Annotated in this window: 22 protein-coding genes and 1 tRNA gene; 18 read left to right on the forward strand and 5 right to left on the reverse strand. The window is 38.7% G+C overall.

What is annotated here, in order from left to right; translation table 11 throughout:
* Window positions 1–44: 44 nt before the first annotated feature.
* A complete protein-coding gene (locus tag C8N37_RS05620) occupies window positions 45–407 on the reverse strand; it encodes a hypothetical protein (protein WP_108157998.1) in 363 nt (120 codons plus the stop codon).
* A 234-nt stretch (window positions 408–641) separates the two neighbouring features.
* Entirely contained in the window at window positions 642–1649 is a 1008-nt protein-coding gene (locus C8N37_RS05625; RefSeq protein WP_108157999.1) for an AraC family transcriptional regulator, read from the reverse strand.
* A 400-nt stretch (window positions 1650–2049) separates the two neighbouring features.
* On the opposite strand from C8N37_RS05625, the gene C8N37_RS05630 reads away from it, so the two are divergent.
* Together C8N37_RS05630 and C8N37_RS05635 are read left to right on the forward strand one after the other, a co-directional pair.
* Window positions 2050–2988 carry a hypothetical protein gene (locus C8N37_RS05630; protein WP_108158000.1) on the forward strand — a complete coding sequence of 313 codons (939 nt, stop codon included), beginning with the start codon at window positions 2050–2052 and terminating at the stop codon, window positions 2986–2988.
* Window positions 2989–3120: 132 nt separating this feature from the next.
* Window positions 3121–3567 carry a hypothetical protein gene (locus C8N37_RS05635; RefSeq protein ID WP_108158001.1) on the forward strand — a complete coding sequence of 149 codons (447 nt, stop codon included), beginning with the start codon at window positions 3121–3123 and terminating at the stop codon, window positions 3565–3567.
* Window positions 3568–3606: 39 nt separating this feature from the next.
* Here the strand turns inward: C8N37_RS05635 and C8N37_RS23155 are convergent, their stop codons facing one another.
* Complete coding sequence (locus C8N37_RS23155; protein WP_261775277.1) at window positions 3607–3735, reverse strand: hypothetical protein; 129 nt, start codon at window positions 3733–3735, stop codon at window positions 3607–3609.
* Window positions 3736–3989: 254 nt separating this feature from the next.
* On the opposite strand from C8N37_RS23155, the gene C8N37_RS22745 reads away from it, so the two are divergent.
* Window positions 3990–4130, forward strand: coding sequence for a hypothetical protein (locus C8N37_RS22745; RefSeq protein WP_170114481.1), 141 nt, complete (start codon window positions 3990–3992; stop codon window positions 4128–4130).
* On the opposite strand, the gene C8N37_RS22750 is transcribed toward C8N37_RS22745, so the two are convergent.
* The gene (locus C8N37_RS22750; RefSeq protein WP_170114482.1) at window positions 4119–4268 is read right to left on the reverse strand and encodes a hypothetical protein; all 150 of its coding nucleotides are present in this window, start codon (window positions 4266–4268) and stop codon (window positions 4119–4121) included. The genes C8N37_RS22745 and C8N37_RS22750 overlap by 12 nt on opposite strands.
* Before the next feature lie 41 nt (window positions 4269–4309).
* Here C8N37_RS22750 and C8N37_RS05640 point away from each other — a divergent pair, with 41 nt between their 5' ends.
* The 9 genes from C8N37_RS05640 to C8N37_RS05680 all read left to right on the forward strand — a co-directional run bounded on the left by C8N37_RS05640 (window position 4310) and on the right by C8N37_RS05680 (window position 14385).
* The gene (locus C8N37_RS05640; RefSeq protein ID WP_108158002.1) at window positions 4310–4942 is read left to right on the forward strand and encodes a fibronectin type III domain-containing protein; all 633 of its coding nucleotides are present in this window, start codon (window positions 4310–4312) and stop codon (window positions 4940–4942) included.
* Window positions 4943–4948: 6 nt separating this feature from the next.
* Window positions 4949–5419: a DUF5675 family protein gene (locus tag C8N37_RS05645; protein WP_244914347.1), complete on the forward strand. Its 471-nt coding sequence runs from the start codon at window positions 4949–4951 to the stop codon at window positions 5417–5419.
* Between the two features lie 78 nt (window positions 5420–5497).
* Window positions 5498–5815 carry a hypothetical protein gene (locus C8N37_RS05650; protein ID WP_108158003.1) on the forward strand — a complete coding sequence of 106 codons (318 nt, stop codon included), beginning with the start codon at window positions 5498–5500 and terminating at the stop codon, window positions 5813–5815.
* 634 nt (window positions 5816–6449) lie between these two features.
* Window positions 6450–9749, forward strand: coding sequence for a SusC/RagA family TonB-linked outer membrane protein (locus tag C8N37_RS05655; protein ID WP_108158004.1), 3300 nt, complete (start codon window positions 6450–6452; stop codon window positions 9747–9749).
* 30 nt (window positions 9750–9779) lie between these two features.
* Window positions 9780–11672: a RagB/SusD family nutrient uptake outer membrane protein gene (locus C8N37_RS05660; RefSeq protein WP_108158005.1), complete on the forward strand. Its 1893-nt coding sequence runs from the start codon at window positions 9780–9782 to the stop codon at window positions 11670–11672.
* A gap of 401 nt (window positions 11673–12073) precedes the next feature.
* The gene (locus C8N37_RS05665) at window positions 12074–13258 is read left to right on the forward strand and encodes an acyloxyacyl hydrolase (protein ID WP_108158006.1); all 1185 of its coding nucleotides are present in this window, start codon (window positions 12074–12076) and stop codon (window positions 13256–13258) included.
* Between the two features lie 152 nt (window positions 13259–13410).
* Window positions 13411–13614, forward strand: a complete 204-nt coding sequence (locus C8N37_RS05670) for a hypothetical protein (RefSeq protein WP_108158007.1) — start codon at window positions 13411–13413, stop codon at window positions 13612–13614.
* Between the two features lie 2 nt (window positions 13615–13616).
* Window positions 13617–14072 carry a DUF6036 family nucleotidyltransferase gene (locus C8N37_RS05675; RefSeq protein ID WP_211322204.1) on the forward strand — a complete coding sequence of 152 codons (456 nt, stop codon included), beginning with the start codon at window positions 13617–13619 and terminating at the stop codon, window positions 14070–14072.
* A 79-nt stretch (window positions 14073–14151) separates the two neighbouring features.
* Window positions 14152–14385 carry a DUF4172 domain-containing protein gene (locus C8N37_RS05680; RefSeq protein ID WP_108158008.1) on the forward strand — a complete coding sequence of 78 codons (234 nt, stop codon included), beginning with the start codon at window positions 14152–14154 and terminating at the stop codon, window positions 14383–14385.
* Window positions 14386–14448: 63 nt separating this feature from the next.
* Here the strand turns inward: C8N37_RS05680 and C8N37_RS05685 are convergent.
* Window positions 14449–14523 (reverse strand) — tRNA-Val (locus C8N37_RS05685).
* A 389-nt stretch (window positions 14524–14912) separates the two neighbouring features.
* Here C8N37_RS05685 and C8N37_RS05690 point away from each other — a divergent pair.
* From C8N37_RS05690 to ureB, 6 genes are all read left to right on the forward strand, one after another.
* Window positions 14913–15575 carry a Pr6Pr family membrane protein gene (locus tag C8N37_RS05690; protein WP_108158009.1) on the forward strand — a complete coding sequence of 221 codons (663 nt, stop codon included), beginning with the start codon at window positions 14913–14915 and terminating at the stop codon, window positions 15573–15575.
* 266 nt (window positions 15576–15841) lie between these two features.
* Entirely contained in the window at window positions 15842–16522 is a 681-nt protein-coding gene (locus tag C8N37_RS05695; RefSeq protein ID WP_108158010.1) for a response regulator transcription factor, read from the forward strand.
* Window positions 16512–17885, forward strand: a complete 1374-nt coding sequence (locus tag C8N37_RS05700; protein ID WP_108158011.1) for a HAMP domain-containing sensor histidine kinase — start codon at window positions 16512–16514, stop codon at window positions 17883–17885. Before C8N37_RS05695 ends, C8N37_RS05700 begins: the two co-directional genes overlap by 11 nt.
* A gap of 164 nt (window positions 17886–18049) precedes the next feature.
* Entirely contained in the window at window positions 18050–19246 is a 1197-nt protein-coding gene (locus tag C8N37_RS05705) for a porin (protein ID WP_108158012.1), read from the forward strand.
* A gap of 145 nt (window positions 19247–19391) precedes the next feature.
* On the forward strand, window positions 19392–19694 hold the full coding sequence (ureA, locus tag C8N37_RS05710; RefSeq protein ID WP_108158013.1) for an urease subunit gamma: 303 nt from the start codon (window positions 19392–19394) through the stop codon (window positions 19692–19694).
* A gap of 18 nt (window positions 19695–19712) precedes the next feature.
* Window positions 19713–20084: an urease subunit beta gene (gene ureB / locus C8N37_RS05715; RefSeq protein WP_108158014.1), complete on the forward strand. Its 372-nt coding sequence runs from the start codon at window positions 19713–19715 to the stop codon at window positions 20082–20084.

Below are 20084 nucleotides of genomic sequence, written 5' to 3' on the forward strand. Positions count from 1 at the left end.
GGCAGCTCTGATTACTGAGCTGCCTTTTATGTGTTTAATCTTGTTTAATTTTCTGGAGTATAACGCGATTCGATTGTTGTAGCTAAATTAGGTTGGTTAGGATTACTAGCTGATGGCTGTGCTTTTAATGAGCATAAAACCTCTGTCTCTTCGGTAACACATTCTGATGGAGACTGTGTACCGTCACTGTGTAACTGATAATTTGAAGGTGAATTTGGATCGCCACCCATAAAGATAAACCACTGCTCTCCTGACTTTAAATCTGTCTTTTTAACAGCTAATTCATTTTTCTCTTCGCTGACTTTGTTGTCTGCTTTTTTCGTAAAGGCATGTGCTCCAAATACCATTCCTGCTGCCAGGACACACACACTTGTTGCGCCGATGGCTCTTTTTAATAATGTTCTCATATTTTAAATTTTAATACGTATATCTATCCTATTTTTATCCTCTCGGATAGTTGGAGAGTTTTGCTCTTGGTTTGTACCAATCGTAGACAGTTCAAATTTATGTGATCATTTTTTTTATTTAATCCATGTATCTCTACTCAAAGATAGCGTGTATCTTAAATAGAGATTTCGGTGATCGACATATCTTGATTTCGGACTTTTTTCTTGATAAGGTGTCAATCATCACGATTTACCTTATTGCTCTTCACTTCGTTTTTTTCTTTTTAAAATTTTCCGTTGATAGGTACTGGGTCGCATGCCTACTTTCTTGAAGAAAAAATCAGAAAAACTGCTGACTTCACTGTAACCACAGTACATCGCTGTTTCACTGACCGTGTATAGGGTTAACTTTTCTTTTGCTTTGATAATCAGGAGGTGCTGCAGGTATTGTAGCAAAGTCTGCTTGAAATACTGTTTGTGGACTGCAATAAGGCGTTTGTGACTTAAATCAAAACGCAGAGATAAACTACTGAGAGATAGGTTGCTAAATTCTTGATTGACTTGATCAGCAATAGCAATTCGTACTCTTCTGGCGAGATCTTCACTGGGGTCGACATAGGAATACATCCTAAATTGTTTTTGCTTAGCAATTTCAAAAAGAGTATACATGATTTTGATTACTTCATATTCATGATCCGGTTGGTAATGAAAAAATATTTCTTCTAGTCGTTGGATCTGAAAACGGGTCATCTCTTTGATCGGCCAGATCGGGGTTTGGTATAGTTTCTTTTTATCCCGCTGACGTGCAGCTCTAAATTCATGTAAAAAACTACTGCTCGAGAAGATGTCTGCTCTAATAAATCCCACATCTATCAATAAGCCAAAGACATCATAATGGCCATGATGGACATGGATATCATATTTTCCTTTTGGTACATAAATATATGTACCAGATGAGCTTGGTAAGGTGATTTGGTCTTCGTTGTCTCTATTTTGTATGATGATCGATCTTGGGGCACTCATGGTATACAGGAGATGGAAATCTGACTTTTCTGTTTTGAGCGGCAAGTTACAGGACTCGGAGACATAGGCTTCCATGCGGTAAATAAGTACGGAATGATAATCTAAATAGGTATCCGTCAATTGGATTTTATCAGTTTCATATCTTACGGTTGTCGTATCGGGATACAAGGGTTGAAAATCATGCTGATATCTACTGAACAGATCGACTTGAGGTATGGTAAAGTAAAATGTTTTGAGCATAATGGGCTAGTTAGAAGAGGAACACAATGTTTGACTTATTGATTTCTGTAGCACTAGGACACGGCTGTTATATCGTAGTACTTTTCAATTTTAATGGTTTTACTTGTTATGATAATATGTATTGGCTTAGGTTATTTACGGTAATTATTAAGGGGCTCGCATGAAATTCTTGTATAGTGATTTGTACATTTTTTAGGATTTTATTTTGTTGTTCATAATCCTAAAAATAGCCCCTATGTCTGGTAATCGTGCTAAGTAAAATTCGATTATTGGCCGAAATGTTTTTTTATTGTGCCGAAATGTGATACGCAAAATGGTTAAGAAATTAACAATATAATGGTTATATTAGCTTAAAGGAAGTAATTATAACCTAAATAAATAAATTAAAGCCCGTGCTGATATGTTTGATATTGATATCAATTGTAAAACCTGTGTGCCCAAATTTTCTGATAAATACTGGTGGTCAACATCACAACACCAGAAATACTATGGCCGTTTTCTATTCGCCTCTTTATTATTTTCTATAATAGGGGCACTGTTTCTGGTACAAGATCGTAATGAGCGGTACCTGTTTGAAATTATAGTCGAAAGCTACTATTTGATCAATTTTGTTGCCTTAACAGGTTCTATATTTTTCATGCAGTGCGTCTGTTTTATATGCATTCGGTTCTTATTTCATATGCAGATCAGTGGATTTTCACGATTCAATTCTTTTTGCATCAAAATGATCATAGTAATTGCTGTATTTCATTTGTTGCTCCCTAAGGGAATCAAACAGTACATGATCTTTTTTACAACTTATATCCAGCAGGAGAATGTTCGGGATACGGGCTATCTCGATCATGAGTATCACCGGATATGTAAGTGGATGTTGCTATATACGGGCATTTGGTTGGTATATTTCTTTTGGAGGGATAATGAGAAAAAGAAACGACTGGTGGATAGAACGCTGTTTGAGAAAAAAATCGTGGATGATGGATTGCTGCGGCAGGAGCTACGCCAATATTTGGATCAGGCTTTTATTGTCATTGTAAAAAAAGATATCGTGATCAGGCTCAGTGCGCTAGGGCATTTAGACATTATGCCGCGGATAAATCCTCAATTGAGTCGGGCGTTGCAAATGGACTATGATCAAATATCAAAAAGTGTGTATATCGCTAAGGCTGAAATCTTGGATGTTAGCGATGGACGTATTGAAATTACGACTAAACTTCATGAGGTGCTCGATGAGGCAATAAAGAAGTATAAAAAATTAGAAATTATTACGTCAGCAATCAAAAGTGAACATGGTTTACTAAGCTTAAGCCCTGTTTATGCGGATAAGTTGACTATTTCATAAAAATATTGGCTAAATCCTATTTGGATTCAAATGTATTGGTTTTACCTGCATTTTTTGATCTGCGGGTCATCAAGGTACTTTTAAATTAAGAGTGCCCAGGCTGTTTGGTGTCTTGCCTTACAAGAATTAAGCATGTCAAAAATCAAGCTTATCGAGCAGATGCAGGAGATCATGGCTCAGTATGTTGAAGAACAGCTGCAAGAAGACCTTAAACATTATCCTCTTGAAATCCTGCTGAATGAAATTATTCAACGTTTTCCTTTAAAAAAGCACTCTGATGATATCAATGCGTTGTTGAAACAGCTGATGGATCTCACGACCAGCTATTTGAACATCCCCGATGTTACGATCAATACTGTACCCGAACACGTAGATGCGAAATGGGTGATGCAGACACTTGGCATTACATCTTCAACTTTTTATCGATCGGTCAATAAAATCTTACTTTTCCCTGCCATAACGATCGGAAGACGGCCGTATTTCTTAAAGTCAGATGTCATTTTTCTATTTAACAGATCAAGGGGAAAGGGACCTTACATTTTCGGAAAATTTGCTCGAATAGCACGTCAACACCAGTAGATTACGATGGTAAACTCCAAAATCAGGGATCACTTGTTGTCAATCTGTAGTCACATCTTTAAAAGAAGTGGCTACTTCTTTTAAAGATGTGACTTCTTCTTTGATTTTTAGAGGGACTTCTTTTAAACAACTGACTACTGTAGGCTGACTTGATCTATTTCTGCTCAAGATGTGATTCTATGTTGACCAGATTGAACCCCTTCTTGTCAACATGGGATCACTGCTGACCAACAAGCGTTTGTTTCTTTGAAATAAGGGACTACTTGTTGTGAAGAAGGAATAACATGTTCAAAAGTTGTTCCTGCTAATTGTCTAGAAGTGACCCCTTATTTTGGAGAAGTGATCACTTCTTTTAAAGATAGGGTCACTTTTTCAAAAGACTTTATCAATTGTTATCCATATGTAATACATATGGATAACAAATGCCTATTTGTTTCAAAGATGTGATCACATGTTATGAAGATGTGATCATTTGTTTCCATGATGTGATCCAAACTTTAAAAGATGGTCCTCCTGAAAGTCAAGAAGTGATCACTTTTTGGCATCAATTTTTAATTTCGTAAGCATTCTTGTCCCACATTGACCATTTCTTGTCCCACATTTTGATTTGCTGTCCCATTTAGTCCCACATTTCGATTTTTATTTCGATCCGCTTCTATGTTTGCTTCATGATGTTCGTCCGGAAGAGCATCGGTTATCATTTATTTTTTAATGGAGCAGAAGCTCGAAAAACGTAATGACTATGAGAAAGAAAAAAGTAATCTTAGACTACTCACAAATTAATGATGATGGGTTTAACACTTTGGTCGGTAAAGTACTGGACTGCCTGAAAGATCATGTTTTATTGGTTGATTTGCCGGTCAGCTTAGAAGATCTTCAAAATCAAGCAGATGATTTTAAGGTAAAATGGCAGAAAGCAAGCCGAGGCGGAAGTGTGCTGGAAATTGCGGAGAAGAATGATAGTAAAAGGATCGTCTCGGAGAGTCTTAAAAAGACCGCGTTTTATGTTAATATAGTAGCTGATGGCTCACGTTCTATCTTATTGAGTTCGGGGTTGATCTTGGAGAATGATGCTAAAACAGCACAGGTTCCCGTCCAAGTACAGGGGGCTGCACTTGTGGATGGTAGACAAAGCAATCAAATGCAGATCAAGTTTAAGCCGATCAAAGATGCTTTATTGTACGAGTACCAGGTGACGAGTGAATTAGATCAGTTTGATCAACCGGCATGGGGCGAAATCTTTCAGACCAGCACGAGTTATGCCAATATCTTCTCTCCGGTAAAGCCGGGCTTTACCTATTACTTAAGGATCCGTGCGCGCAATCGAAGAGGTATCGGCGACTGGTGTGAGGCCGTTCGTCTAACAGCACGCTAAACTCCTATGGGGAAGATGCTGGTCAAACGAATCAGACAGGGGAACAACAGTACCCTGTCTGAAATTTTTGTCGACAATATGCTGATCTGTTATGGTTTGGAGGATGCGGTAAGGGAACTGAAGATAAAAAGTGAAACAGCAATTCCTGCAGGTCACTATCCCTTAATCTTAAACACCTATGGCGCCATGAATGCACGTTATAAGCGGAAATTTCCGGTGCTCCATCAAGGTATGATCGAGATCAAAGAGATCCCAAACTATAGCTATGTCTATATCCATATCGGAAACAATTTTGGCGATACCGCCGGATGTCTGTTGGTAGGGGAAAGCTGGGAGTTGATCGAAGGTGATTATGAACTTCGACGTTCAAAAAAAGCTTATTTGACTCTTTATCAAAAGCTAGTCAGGCTAATGGCGAAGGAACAGGTTTTGATAGCGATCAGTAATGAAGGGGCAAGTAACCTAGTGAACAAGTGAGGGAGTAACGAATTGAATAGGTCTAACTATCTAACTTACTAACCCTCTAACTTCTTAACTTTCTAAATTTAAAAAAAAATGAAAAAAATAATCAAAAAAATAAGTCGAGTGGTCCAAGTGATCTTATTGGCTCCTGTAAAATTGCCGGGAAAAGTATTGAATATCATTAAATATATTGGCCTTGGACTTGGCATAATCGAATCAGTAATTGCTGATGAAGATGATAAAAAAGATGTGGAAGGAAAATCTCTAGAGCCTGAAAATGCTGGATTTATTTCCAAAAGCAGTGCACCAGACGGGACTGCTGATCCTGTATTGGAATCCAACAATGCACAAAAAAGTCTAGTTCGGTACGATCTAGAAACTGGAGAGGAGATGCTTGATGAAATTGAATGATATCCGAATTTCCGCTTTAGGAGGGACCATCTGCTCGATATGGGCTTCATTTTCTTTCGGAGATCTTCTACAAACAGCATTGATGGCTGCCGTAGGAACATGTGTAAGTTATGTAACTAGCCGTCTCTTAGGAAAAGTGACGAAGCGAAAGTAGCAGAATAAGCTCCAATAAACGTGAAGTTTTGATCATCATTATCTCCTGTGTAATTCCTTAATAATTAAGAGCTGGTTTACTCCGGCTCTTTTTTTTTGGTAATGACGCAGGTTGTGTTTAGGCTTGACAATTTAGCTGCTTTGCTTCATTAGAGTCAGAACTAACGACAGGTCTCATCATTTCTTTTGTATAAATAGGTGATATCAGAGAAAATATAAATGTTGCATTGGAGCGCTTTTAGTTTTTAATTTTGAACATTTCTTTCTGATACATAGTTTGTTATGTTTGTATATAATTTTTTTATTTCAAATAAGTGTTAAATTGACATTTATATTTTCTAAATTCAGCATATAAATCAGTTATATAGCAATTGATTTGACGTGATTATAAATCATGTCAAGGAAGGGGCTGTCAAGAATCAGTACTATATTCTTGAATCTATTTGGAAAATAACCAAAGCATAAACACCAAATTATGATAATGAAATCATTTTTAACAACCAATGGATATGGATGTCGGCATCTGTACCAAAAAAGAAATCTTTCATTGGGATTACTCTTGTTTTTGATCGCAAATGGCGCGCAGGCAAATGATCTTGGCAATGAATTTTCACGTAATCGGATCGAACATCTGAAAGGGGAGTATAGTGCTCTTTCTGATGCACAACTGGAACTCGGCGGGCGCGTTGTAAATGAACAAGGGCAAGGTATCGCAGGCGTCACTGTTAAGGTCAAAGGTGGCACATTGTCGACCTCTACAGACCAAGAAGGGCGATTCAGAATTAATGTGACTGCCAACACTATGTTGACTTTAACAGCTGTAGGTTATCGAGAGAAAGAAATTGCAGCTCCAGCTAACGGGGAACTGCAGGTAACGTTGGAAAGTTCTGTGCAAGGTCTAGAAGAAGTTGTTGTAGTCGGTTATGGAACGCAAAAAAAGGCGGTTGTATCGGGCGCAATTGCCACAGTAAAAGGTTCGGATCTCGCTAAATCATCGTCAGTTAATCTTTCAAACTCTTTTGCTGGACGCTTGCCTGGTGTAACAGCCATGCAATCTAATGGCGAACCGGGAGGTGATGGGTCTACGATCCGTATTCGTGGGATTAATTCTTTATCAGGAGGCAATACGAGCCCATTGGTTGTGATAGATGGAGTGCCACAAAGGGCCGGTGGACTGGATCGTATCAATCCGAATGATGTAGAAAGTGTATCGGTATTGAAGGACGCATCTGCTGCTATTTATGGATCACGTGCCGGAAATGGTGTTATACTCGTAACCACGAAACAAGGGAAGATTGGTAAACCCCAGTTTTCTTACGATTTTTCATATGGTATACAACGACCGACTCGAACACCCAAAATGGCAAATTCGGCTCAATATACTTCTATCATGAATGAGGTAACAAAAGTGTATCCAGAGGATGCAAGTAAGTGGGGGGATATCTGGAACCAAATCAATACCGGTGATGGTACCTATACAGGAAAAAATGGTGTGCAGAACCCTGCCTATACACCAGAAGTACGTCAAAAATATATGGATGGCTCAGATCCATTACGTTATCCGAATACGGATTGGTTTGGCGCTACAATCAAGGACTGGTCACCGCAACAACGACATAATTTGCAGATCAATGGGGGAACAGAGAATACAAAATATTTGATTTCGTTCGGATATTTAAATCAAGATGCGATTTATAAAAATTCGGCAACGTTTTTTAAACAATATGATCTTCGTGCAAACCTGGAGTTTAAATTAGGCAAATATGTGACTGCTCGATGGGGAATTACTGGGCGAGAAGAATCTCGTAATTTCCCGACCAGGGGAGCAGGAGATATCTTTAGATCGCTTATTCGGGGACTTCCGATTAGTGTGGCAACATGGCCAAATGGATTGCCAGGGCCCGATTTAGAGAACGGCGCTAATCCAGTGGTGATTACGACGGGTGAGACAGGATATGATCGTAACACGCGCGATTATTTACAAAATACGGGCGCAATAGATTTTAGAATACCGGGAGTTGAAGGATTAAAATTGACGGGAACAGCTTCTCTCGATAAGTATTGGGGCAGATCGAAAAGATGGGAAACTCCTTGGACGTTATACGAATGGGATAATGCGACTTTTGAGGCTGATGGGGTGACCCCTGTACTTTCTGGGTATATACCTAAAGGGATAGAGCCTAAGGCGCAACTTCGTGAAGCGGCAGAAGATCAACTGGCCATCAATCTATCCGCTTTACTATCTTATGATAAAACCTTTAATGGTGTACATAATTTTTCAGCAATCGCTGGTCTGACACGTGAAACGGTGCATAATAATGGTTTTTTTGCCGCCCGAAAAGATTTTGCTTCTACATTGCTCGAGCAGTTGAATTTTGGAGATCGAGATCGTCAAACTTTAGGTAACGAAAATGTATACGATAGAGCACGGTTGAGCTACTATGGAAGGGTGAATTATAACTATCAGGAAAAGTATATGCTCGAGTTTAACTGGAGAGTGGATGGATCCTATGTTTTTCCAACCAATCAAAGATTCGGTTTTTTCCCAGGTATTTCTGCTGGTTGGCGGGTGTCTGAAGAAGGGTTTTTTAAAGATCATATCTCGTTCATTAATAACTTAAAACTGAGAGGTTCATGGGGACAGATGGGGGCGGAAGCGTATTATGATAACACTTTCCAAGAATACAAATACTTATCCTTGATGAATACAGGGGAAGGGGTCTTTAGTGATAAGCTGTACCAAACCTTATATGAAAGTACAATTCCTAATCCTAATTTTACTTGGGAAGTTGCCAACAATAGTAATATCGGATTGGATGCTTCCTTTTTAAATCATAAGCTGACTTTGGAGTTTGATTATTTTTATAATAAACGCACAAGTGTTCTGACAAAAAATCCTGGAGTAGTACCGATCAGTAGCGGTATCTCCGGCAACTTGCCCATTGCCAACTTAGGTAATCTGACGAATAAAGGATATGAATTTAAATTAACATATTCGGATCGAGTGGGGGATTTTTCTTATAACGTAGGTGTGAATGGCGGTTATGCTAAGAATAATGTGCAGTATTCAAGTGATGTAGCAAATACATTACCCTACCAGCAGCAGATCGGAAAAGTGACAGACTCTTGGCTTGTCTACCTATATGATGGCGTATTTAAGGATCAAGCGGACATAGATGCCAACACTGTAGATTATAGTCCGCTCGGATTAAAAAATGGAACACTCCTGCCGGGTGATATGAAGTATGTCGACTATAATGGCGATGGAAAAATAACCAGTGATGATCGCGTGCGTCTGGATAAAAATGGTACGCCTACATTTACCGGAGGTGTGGTACTTGGTGCACAGTATAAGGGGTTTGATTTAAGTGTATTGATTCAGGGAGCTACTGGTGGTATGCGCAGAATGGGACCGACAGAGTCTGGCTCTATAGGGAATTACCTCGAGTGGAACTATGATAATCGTTGGAGTATAGACAATCCGAGTGATGTGGACCCTCGTCTTACTAATCGTTCGGATACCTACTATACATCGACTGATAATACCTACTGGATACGAAGTACCAATTATATCAGATTGAAAAATGTGGAGCTGGGCTACAATTTACCAAACGATTTTGTGAAAAGAATCGGTATGAATTCGATTCGCTTTTACTCCAATGGCATGAACTTGCTCACTTTCGATAAAATCAAAATATGGGATCCGGAATCGGAAAGTGGATCAGGTCAATTTTATCCGCAATCTAAGATCATCACTTTCGGCATAAAAGCAGGATTTTAATCTAGATCGTTAATCAATAATACAACTGAAATGAAGAAATTAATAAAAAATAAATTCTTATATATGTTGCCTGCAGTGTTTTTATTCACTACGGGGTGCAGTACCGATTTTCTCAATGTTGAGCCAAGAAATGCATTTTCGGATGCAACGACATGGCAGGATCCGGTATTAGCTGAAAAATTTGTCAGTGATATCTATAATGTTTTTGAGGCGAGTAACTCGGGCTTTACCGAGCAGATGCAAGCTTCGGCTACTGATGAGTCGTTATGGAATCATACTGACGCCTTTCTGCTCTTAAATTCGGGAAATATCAATGGTGCCAATCAAGGATGGGGGGGCACATCAAGATGGTGGGAGCGCATGTATACCTATATTCGATTTAGCAATATTGCTATCGAAAGACTTGGTGATGATACCAAAAACAGCATCAGTGATAGACAGGTGAAAAATGAATTATTAGCGCAGTCTTATTTTATCAGAGCGTATTGCTACCACCAATTATTGCGTTATTATGGTGGTGTTCCGCTTATTACTCAAAGTTACGAATATAGTGAAGATCCAACTATCTATGCCAAGGAACGCGGATCATATGAGGCAGGGATCAATCAGATCGTACAAGATTGTGATGAGGCGATTAAACTCTTAAATGGTAAGGTGCTAGAAAAAGGACGTATTAACCCCATGACCATCTTGGCGCTAAAAGCAAGAACGCTCATTTATGCTGCTAGTGATCTGCATGATCAGACCAAGTTGACCGCCAAAGTGAAAGACCTGGGTGACCTTGCAGAAAAGTTACCTTTATTGGCTTATACAAGTGGATCACAACAAGAACGCTATCGTGCAGCACAAGCAGCCGCTAAGGCTGTGCTTGATGCAGGTACAGGTTATAAGTGGGATTTAACAAAACCTGAAACACCTGAACAGGGTGCGCAAAACTATAAAAGTATTGCTATGGGGGGGGGCAGTAAAGCCCCAGGTATTGATGCGAAAGCAGCCTCTGATATCTTATACGCACGTTATTTCATTACCGAGCAAAGTTCTACTCATGCTCGGGATAATGGTCCAAATGGTTATAATAACTGGGGTGGCAACCAGCCGATTGGTTTGTTGGTCGATGACTATGAAATGATCGACGGGACTAAATTTGACTGGAATAATGCCGTGCATAAATCCAATCCTTATAAAAATCGAGACCCACGTTTTTATGCCTCTATTTTGTATGATGGTGCAGATTGGAAACCTAGAAATAATCCGTCTGATCCAGCTAATCAAATTCAAACAGGTAAATATGACCTGATTATAAATGGAAAGGTGAGCAGAGTGGCGGGATTAGATACAAAGGAGGGGCCGAAAGAAGCGCACAATGGAACTTGGACAGGTTATTATATTCATAAATTTATCGATCCAGATCCGAGTATTATCGATGCTCAGGCTAGACAATTTGTCCCTTGGCCATATTTTAGGTATACGGAAGCTGTTTTTAATTATGTGGAAGCATCTATTGAATTGGGGGAAATTGAAACAGCTAAACTTTGGCTGAATAGAATTAGGTTTAGAGCCGGGATGCCTGCTATTACAGCTACTGATCAAAATACGTTGCGTAATATATATCGTCATGAACGACGTATCGAGATGGCTTATGAAGAACAACGGTTTTTTGATACGAGAAGATGGTTGATCGCAGACGAAACCATTGGGCGTAAAGTGACTATCGTGAATGTTACTGCTACTTTTAAACCAGGAAAATCATTGGCAAATATCTATAAACATGATGAGTCAATTTATGATTATCAATATGTACCGCAGGAATTCAATACAAAAGAAAACCGGGTATGGAAAAATCAGGTCTATTTCCTGCCGTTATCTCGTGATGAAATAAGAAAAAATCCATTGCTAGTGCAAAACCCTGGTTATGTGGAATAAGAAAGATTTTTTTAGATAATGTAGGGTTATAAATTATAAATTTTTGAAATCGGAAAGATCATTTTGGCATATGCTCAAATGATCTTTCTGTCTTTAACCTCTTTGTTATTGTATCGGGTTCGGTTTTAATATGCACATGCATCATGTATTTTTTTTAAAAAATTCAATCAATAGGGTGCAATCTTTAATGTTAACCAAATACACTAGATAATCCGAAAACAGCTTGCCAATACCTTATTTTTGCAAATCCATTTTTAGGTAACTAAATGCTGAATAGTAATTTAGTGGATTGCGTTTTGCAATTGAATGCGGAGTTGTTACCTTTGCGTTTTCAAATCTTGACTCTGAGTTAATCATAGTTGAAAACAAATTAATCCGCTTTTAAGTTAAGCTCCCATTTCATGACAGTAAGAATTCTGATTTTTATCGCCCTAGCATTTATTTCCTTTTCATTGGTCGCTCAGGTGAGTCCTCGTATCTCAAGTTCATTAGACTCCAGTAAAACAAAGGGTTCGGGAAAGCCTAGATTAATATTTCAACTGGAACATGAAAGTGGTGGCGAATTAAAAATGAATGAGCGTACCAAAGAGACACTGGCTGATTCCTATTACAATGGAATTAATTTTCGTGTTGGTTTCCAGAGCCAGTATAAAGATTCGGTGCAAAGTCTGTATAATGAATTGTACAATTACCCCATCTATGGTATTGGCGTGTATAGCAGTACATTTGGACAGGAACATCTTGGAGATCCCTTCGCTGTATATGGCTTCGTAGCCATTCCAATTGCTCCTAAAGTAAATAGTAAATGGAATTTTAATTATCGCATAGCACTCGGTTTATCGGGTCGATTCAATCCCTATAATGAGGAAGAAAATCCACTGAATTTAATCATTGGTAGTAAAAATAATGTGTATATCGACCTTGGAGTACAAGCAAATTATCGATTGAGTCAAAAATTCCAATTAGGGGCTGGTCTTGCTTTCCATCATTTTAGCAATGGAGCACTGGCATTGCCCAATACGGGGATCAATTTGTTGCCTCTAAGCTTATCTGTTTCCTATAGTCCATCAAGTCAACCCTTTGATTTTAGAAAATCTTCAATCCCACCGATGGAAGAAGTCCAAGAACTGCGATTCAACTATGCTTTCGGATTTAAGCAGATCGATCGCGAAAATGATAAGCAATATTTCAAATCGACTTTAGGGGCTTATTACAGTAAACATCTGGGCTATAAATGGCGTATTGGTGCGGGTATGGATGCGTTTTACTCGGCAAGTGGCCATGATGAACAAGTGGCAGGAGACCAAGCTGGCTCTGTTGGAGCGTTGTTTTCCTATGGTCCGGCCTTTTATATCGATCATGTACTCAACTCCAGATTATATTTAAATGGTAATGTTGGTGCTTATTTGCACCGCAATAAATTTAATGGCGAGAGTAGCCCCATTTACTTGAGAGCAGGGGTAAGGTATAAGGTGTATCGGGATATCTTTACGGGAGTTTCCATTAAAGCACATGCTGGAAAGGCTGATTTTATCGAATGGACGATGGGGTATGGGCTGCAGCTAAAGAAGAAAAAGCAGTATTAATTAAGTATTGCTGAAATATCAGAAGTTTGATTGCTAAATTTTAATGGTTGTGATAACTGTTGCCCATATTTGTTATAGGAATTAAGAGCTCATATTAATGAGTGGATCAGTACATGGGGTGCATTATCAATATTATTATTTAAATTTGATATATGAAGACATTTAGAATGGATAGGACAGCTTTTAAAGCACAGACAGCAGCAGAAGCATCTAATCACGCTCCTTATTACAGAGAGATGAGTTGGAAAGAACGTCTTCATGTGGCTTTTTATCTGAATAGTATTGCTTTTAATTTTTCACTTGATAATCCTCCCAAAATGGATAAGACAAAATTTAAAGCAGTTTCAAGAGTATAATTATGATGGGAAATATCTTTAATGAGGATTTCAGAGATTTTTTGACAGCTCTGAATAAACATGAAGTAAGATATATTTTAGTTGGTGGTTTTGCCGTTATTTTGCATGGTTATTCTCGTACAACTGGTGATATGGATATTTGGGTAGAACGTTCTGAAACAAACTATTCAAAATTAAAAAATGCATTTTTAGATTTTGGTATGCCCGTGTTTGATATGACTAAGGAAAACTTCTTATCTCACCCTATATGGGACGTCTTCACATTTGGTGTTCCACCAGTTGCCATCGACATTATGGTTAAAGTAAAAGGATTAGATTTTAAAGAGAATTACGATAGCTCTATCTTATTTGAAGATGATGAATTAAAAATAAGAACATTACATAAAAGTCAGTTGATAGCTGCTAAAAGAGAGAGTAATAGACCTAAAGATATGGATGATATTGAAAATTTGTTGTAATACTAAATAGTTTTAAATCCGATATAATTCTTCTTCAAAAAATAGTGATGAGCCGATTATTTACTTTAATTGGCTCAACATGTATAATTGGCAATATAAAGACTGGCCCAAATTTCATTATTCAATTGATACATTACCCACGATAGCGATTAATTTTGTTCGTGAACTTGGAGAGATGAATGGTTTGTTAACAGCAATGAATGAAGATGTTAAATCAGATCGAGACCTACAAGAAATGCATGAAATGGGTATTTTTCAACAAGTTGGTGCGGGTCGTTCGGTCAGATATGAGCTGGTATTAGCAGTATCTTAAAACTGAAATTATTATAGAATACACATAAAAAAAGAGCATCCTCGAGAAGATGCTCTTTTTTTGTGGAGACTACTGGGTTCGAACCAGTGACCCCTACCTTGTCGAGGTAGTGCTCTAAACCAGCTGAGCTAAGCCTCCGTATAAAGTATGAACTGATGCAAAGAAACCAATTTTTTTAGAAATAAAGAAGCAGTTGGAATAAAAAAGGTATGAGAATAATTTGGATAAATGGTTAAGGGGTTGTAAAGTAGTGGGTTATTGGGTAAAAGGTTAGAAAGTTAGTAGGTTATAAAGTTCCTACGTCACTCGGTCACTACTTCACTTCGTCACTAAATTTAAAAGTATTTCTGTATTTTTGATAGAGTTGGTATGCATCATCAACAGGAAAGCGATCATGCGCTGTAGAAATTTTAAATTTTTTTTGGAACAAGATGCAGTTTAGAATTGTTTATGACCTATCAGCTGTATAACGTCAGGTTCATGATCCGGTATATTGCTGATATGCATCATTAAAATAAGGAATTGCCATGAAAGAAACAGAACTACCCCAAGATATCAAATGGCTCAATGCTGTGGTCTTGATGATCATGGCATGGTTTACGATAGCGGCAATTGAACCTTGGTCGGCCTGGCAGACGGATCCCCAATCGCATGGTTATGGATGGAATAGATTCAGCTATTTTACGATTCAAAGTAATCTGATTGCTACCGCTACCTATCTGATTGCTGCGGTTGCCATCTTAAGAAAAAAAAACTTAGGACAATGGTTTAGATACCTGCGTGCTGCTGCAGTACTCTATATGGTTGTGACGGGTATTGTATTTGCTGTCCTGTTGCGCAATACAGCGGTAGATGTCGATCCAACCCACTTTAATTGGAGCAATTTTATCTTGCATGAATTTGGACCTTTTTTTATTACAATATGGTGGTTGCTATGGCCTTCTAAAAAGCCGATTACAGCCATCAATTCATTTTACTTATTGATTTTCCCCTTATTATGGGTTATTTATACCTTTACTCGTGCGTCGATAACAGGATGGTATCCATACCCTTTTCTCGATCCGGATGTTGTAGGAGGGGTTGCCGGAGTAAGTTGTTATGTACTGGCGATCACGATTTTTTTCTTATTTCTCTGTCAGTTGCTTGCATGGATCAGCTGCGCGAGGGAGAATAATAATACCCTCTACTAAATCCAACTCAAAATACCCATATAAATTGCTTTTATTAAATTTATGTATTTTTGTATCTTGTTGAAAGGTTAGAAGGTTATAAAGCTAATGGTTTAGAAGGTTATAAAGTTATTAGGTTATTAGGTTAGGGATTACTTCGTTACTAGGTCACTGCTAACGAAGTTACTGGGTTATAAAGTTAATAGGTTAGAAGGTTATAAAGTTATTAGGTTAGATGGTTAGGGGTTACTCGGTCACTACTAACTAGGTTACTAAAAAAAAGGAATTTGGAAATATTACTTGTAGAAGATGAACCATCTGTAATTTCGTTGATTGAAAGGGGATTGAAAGGAGAAAACCATTCAATAAGTGTCGCGATGGACGGATATACGGGTTTAAAAATGGCAGGTCTCAACTCGTATGACTTGATTATCCTCGATGTTATGCTACCGGGTATGAACGGCTTGGAAATCTGTAAAAATATTCGCAAAACGAATAAAGATGTGCCTATCCTCATCCTGAGTGCATTAAATCAAACGGAAGATATTGTCGAAGCCTTTAACCGAGATGCCGATGATTACCTGACAAAACCTTTTAAATTGGATGAACTTCGGGCGCGCATCAATCGGCAATCTCGAAAAGTGAGACAGCAAACGGTCACAAGCAATACCATCACGGTCGATAATCTGGTGATGGACCGGGATAGTAAAAATGTACAGCGTGAAGGCAAATCGGTTATCCTGACCGCGACCGAATACCGATTGCTGGAGTATTTAATGGTCAATAAAAATAGAATTCTTTCTCGTGTCGATATACTCGAAGAAGTATGGGGGATCGATTTCAATATGAGTACCAATGTCGTTGATGTCTATGTCAACTACCTCCGTAAGAAGATTGATTATCCCACTGAAAAAAAACTCATTCATACGGTCATCGGAATGGGTTATATCTTGAGAAATGAAAATTAGAACCAAAGTCATTGCACTTTTTTCGGCCATTTCGGTCATTTATATTGTATCCTTTGCTCTTTACGTATCTTATTTTACAAAGGATAGCCTGCAGACGAAATTTTACCATCGACTGGAAGAGAATGCCACCATCGTCGGTAACCATACCATCCAAAATGATGCCTATAACAACAAAGTCTATTATGAAGTCACGCGCAAATATCTACGTCAGCTCGCAGAAGGAAAAGATTATCTATTACGCATTGTAAAAGGACATACTGATCTCCGGTATAAACCAGACCTTCCTTTGCCCGACTCCTTCTATGAAGAGGCTATAGTAAAAGGTAAAGTACAGTTTTTGCATCACAAAACTTCTTATGTAGGGATGTATTTTGTCGATTCTCTACATCAAGAAAATCTGCTTGTGATCTCTGAAGGCATCGATGAATATGGGCACGATGAACAACAGATGCTCGACCATACCTTACTGACAGGTGGACTATTCGCTATTATACTGGTTTTCTTGCTCGCCTTTTATTTTTCCAATCGTCTGTTGGCCCCTATTAATGCGATTAATAAAGAATTGACCCAGGTCGATATTTCTAATTTGGACAAGCGGGTTAAGAATAAATATTCGAATGAAGAGGATGAAATCGGGGTATTGATTTCTAATTTCAATGCGATGATGAAACGGTTGGATATTTCGGTCAAATCACAACAGAGCTTTATTGGCAATGCATCGCACTCCTTGCGAACACCCTTGACCATTATTGGAGGCGAAGCAGAACTAGCGCTGCAGCATTTGGATAAAACCAATGAGGCTTATTATTCGGTTGAGGCGATTGCCAAGCATGCGGCTAAGATGAACTTGATCATCAATAATCTTTTGCTTTTGTCACGTACCGGTTTTGATGGAAAGATCGAGAATAAGCAATGGATTCGGATTGATGAACTGCTGTATGAGGTACAAAAAAGTGAAAAAAGCATGAATCCAGACTGTGAAATCTTTCTGGATTATTCTCATATTCCTGAAGATAGTAGTGAAATGAATATCTTCGTCAATTTAGATCTATTTTATATTGCCTTTAGTAATATTGTTTCCAATGCCTGTAAGTACGGTAATAATAAAACGGTAACGATTTCATTGGTCTGTCATTTAAATCTCGTAGTCGTCAAAATTTCGGATCACGGTATCGGTATCCCACTGCATGATCAGCCACATATTTTTGATTCTTTTTATAGGGCATCCAATGTGGGGGCGATCTACGGAAACGGATTAGGATTAGTGCTGGCCAAACATATTTTTGAATTGCATCAAGCCATACTCTCAGTATCTTCGATCGAAAATAAGGGAACATCTGTCAGTGTCTATATTCCAAAATAATATTTTCTAATCTCGCTCTAATTTCGCTCTTATCACATTTTTATCTCTTTGTGATATACTTGTTTCAAATGTGTTGGACGACAAATCGATAGCGCTATACGACTGCTCAAGCATGAGGTATAGCCATTCGGATTTGATCGCCATCAAAAGACAAGTATATTCGAATGAAAAAAGTAACAGCAATTGCCGCATCTTTATTTTTTATTGTCTGTATAACGCAAGGCACAATAGCACAAGAAAAAGCTGTTGATACCCTACAGCAAGCAGATTCCTTAAAAAAATCGGAACCTCTGACCTCCGATCTTTTTCACCAGGATGTGCTTCTACGTGCCGGCCTAAATGTAGAATCGATGGGCAACAGTGAAAAGACCAATAAGATCAATCTGGATGAAGCACGGATCTTACTGCGAGGGGACTATAATGAGCAGTTGTCCTACCGTGTTCGTTTCCGCCTCAACCGCTCCTTTGCTCCAACAAGTCAGGACAATGCCTCGCGTGCATTAGATATGGCTTATATCAAGTACAAATTTGGAAAGGACCATAAATGGGCGGTTACGGCAGGAAAGCAAAGTGCATTGGTGGGAAGTTATGAATTTGAGAATAACCCCATTTACGAATTTATGTTTACCGACTATGTGGACCGCATCCTCAATCTTTTTGTCGTCGGAGGAACGCTATCCTATGAGCTGAATCCGGCACATTCCCTTCACCTTCAAATTTATAATACCATCAACGATAGTTTCTCAGATCTACACAGCAAAAATGGATATGCGATGGGTGACTTAAAGGCTTCCAGTACGCCTCTAGGTGCCTATGCGACGTGGATCGGATCGTTTTGGGATAAAAAGATCAGCACAAAATGGTCGTATAATGTCTCCCAGTTGGCCGAGCATAAAACCAATCATGGTATTTCTTTGGCCAATAAACTAAAAACAGATCGCGATATGCTCTATGTAGACCTGCAGTATAGTTACCTGGCGGTTGATCATGCGTTGATTGCGTCGGCAGCGATGAATGATTTTTATGCACGAACAAATAGCGATCGGGTGTTGGCACAGGATGTCACCTATACATCAGTTATAGCGCGCTACGATCGCATGCTGAGCGATAAATGGGAACTTGCTCTAAAAGGAGGATATGAAACTGCTGGAATGAAAAAAGATGCTGATATCGACAGAGACTTTCGCCGCAACTTGACCTACTTTGCAGCTTTACAACATAAACCGTTTCAGAAACAAGATTTGCGTTTTTACCTGGGATATGTCGGTAATACCGTCTCTTTTGATCGCCAGTTTGATCGTCCGAACCAACAATTTAATCGACTGACATTGGGAACTTATTTCACCATTCCAGCCCTTTAATATCATTTTTTAATACACCTTAAATAACAGGTTCAAGGGCAAATTGTCCTGCGTACAGTTCTGGATCATAGCATCGATGTACTTTATACCATTCGTTCGTATCGAGAACCTTTTATCAAAAAGTTTTGAATTTAAATAGATCATTATGCGTTTAACACCGAGAGAAACAGAGAAGCTATTGCTTCACTTGGCAGGAGAACTTGCTGCCAAGAGATTAAAAAGAGGGGTAAAATTAAACTATCCGGAGTGTATCGCTTACATCAGCGGACAGATTATGGAAGAGGCTCGCGACGGAAAGTCTGTGGCGTCATTGATGCAATATGGGACCACCTTATTGAAGCGTTCCCAGGTGATGGAAGGTGTTCCTGAAATGATTCACGATGTGCAAATTGAAGTCACCTTCCCTGATGGGACCAAGTTAGTTACCATTCATAACCCAATCCGTTAATTAAAACAACTATACGATATGGTACCAGGAGAATACATCATCAAAAAAGGAGAACTGAAAGCAAATGTAGGTTATAGAACCGCGAGTGTTACCGTAAAAAATGAGGGTGACCGTCCGATTCAGGTCGGATCACATTATCATTTTTTTGAAGTGAATAAGATGCTGTCTTTTGATCGAGAAGCGAGTTTTGGAATGCGTTTGAATATTCCAGCGAGTACAGCGGTACGTTTTGAACCGGGAGAACAGAAGAAAGTTATTCTGGTTGAAATGGGCGGGAACAAGGAAATTCATGGATTTAATGGTTTGACTAATGGCAAGTATACCGATGAAAAGGTGAAAAAAGCGGCATTGGAAAAGGCAAAACAACAGCAATTTAAAAGTACGAAATAA

It is taken from the genome of Sphingobacterium faecium (assembly GCF_003054045.1).
Lineage (GTDB): Bacteria > Bacteroidota > Bacteroidia > Sphingobacteriales > Sphingobacteriaceae > Sphingobacterium > Sphingobacterium faecium.

Bases quoted from the DNA above. Each gene is read 5' to 3' on its own strand.
- C8N37_RS05620 (WP_108157998.1), bottom strand. From the start codon at position 407: ATGAGAACATTATTAAAAAGAGCCATCGGCGCAACAAGTGTGTGTGTC.
- C8N37_RS05625 (WP_108157999.1), bottom strand. From the start codon at position 1,649: ATGCTCAAAACATTTTACTTTACCATACCTCAAGTCGATCTGTTCAGT.
- C8N37_RS05630 (WP_108158000.1), top strand. From the start codon at position 2,050: ATGTTTGATATTGATATCAATTGTAAAACCTGTGTGCCCAAATTTTCT.
- C8N37_RS05635 (WP_108158001.1), top strand. From the start codon at position 3,121: ATGTCAAAAATCAAGCTTATCGAGCAGATGCAGGAGATCATGGCTCAG.
- C8N37_RS22745 (WP_170114481.1), top strand. From the start codon at position 3,990: ATGCCTATTTGTTTCAAAGATGTGATCACATGTTATGAAGATGTGATC.
- C8N37_RS22750 (WP_170114482.1), bottom strand. From the start codon at position 4,268: ATGATAACCGATGCTCTTCCGGACGAACATCATGAAGCAAACATAGAA.
- C8N37_RS05640 (WP_108158002.1), top strand. From the start codon at position 4,310: ATGAGAAAGAAAAAAGTAATCTTAGACTACTCACAAATTAATGATGAT.
- C8N37_RS05645 (WP_244914347.1), top strand. From the start codon at position 4,949: ATGGGGAAGATGCTGGTCAAACGAATCAGACAGGGGAACAACAGTACC.
- C8N37_RS05650 (WP_108158003.1), top strand. From the start codon at position 5,498: ATGAAAAAAATAATCAAAAAAATAAGTCGAGTGGTCCAAGTGATCTTA.
- C8N37_RS05655 (WP_108158004.1), top strand. From the start codon at position 6,450: ATGAAATCATTTTTAACAACCAATGGATATGGATGTCGGCATCTGTAC.
- C8N37_RS05660 (WP_108158005.1), top strand. From the start codon at position 9,780: ATGAAGAAATTAATAAAAAATAAATTCTTATATATGTTGCCTGCAGTG.
- C8N37_RS05665 (WP_108158006.1), top strand. From the start codon at position 12,074: ATGACAGTAAGAATTCTGATTTTTATCGCCCTAGCATTTATTTCCTTT.
- C8N37_RS05670 (WP_108158007.1), top strand. From the start codon at position 13,411: ATGAAGACATTTAGAATGGATAGGACAGCTTTTAAAGCACAGACAGCA.
- C8N37_RS05675 (WP_211322204.1), top strand. From the start codon at position 13,617: ATGATGGGAAATATCTTTAATGAGGATTTCAGAGATTTTTTGACAGCT.
- C8N37_RS05680 (WP_108158008.1), top strand. From the start codon at position 14,152: ATGTATAATTGGCAATATAAAGACTGGCCCAAATTTCATTATTCAATT.
- C8N37_RS05690 (WP_108158009.1), top strand. From the start codon at position 14,913: ATGAAAGAAACAGAACTACCCCAAGATATCAAATGGCTCAATGCTGTG.
- C8N37_RS05700 (WP_108158011.1), top strand. From the start codon at position 16,512: ATGAAAATTAGAACCAAAGTCATTGCACTTTTTTCGGCCATTTCGGTC.
- C8N37_RS05705 (WP_108158012.1), top strand. From the start codon at position 18,050: ATGAAAAAAGTAACAGCAATTGCCGCATCTTTATTTTTTATTGTCTGT.
- ureA (WP_108158013.1), top strand. From the start codon at position 19,392: ATGCGTTTAACACCGAGAGAAACAGAGAAGCTATTGCTTCACTTGGCA.
- ureB (WP_108158014.1), top strand. From the start codon at position 19,713: ATGGTACCAGGAGAATACATCATCAAAAAAGGAGAACTGAAAGCAAAT.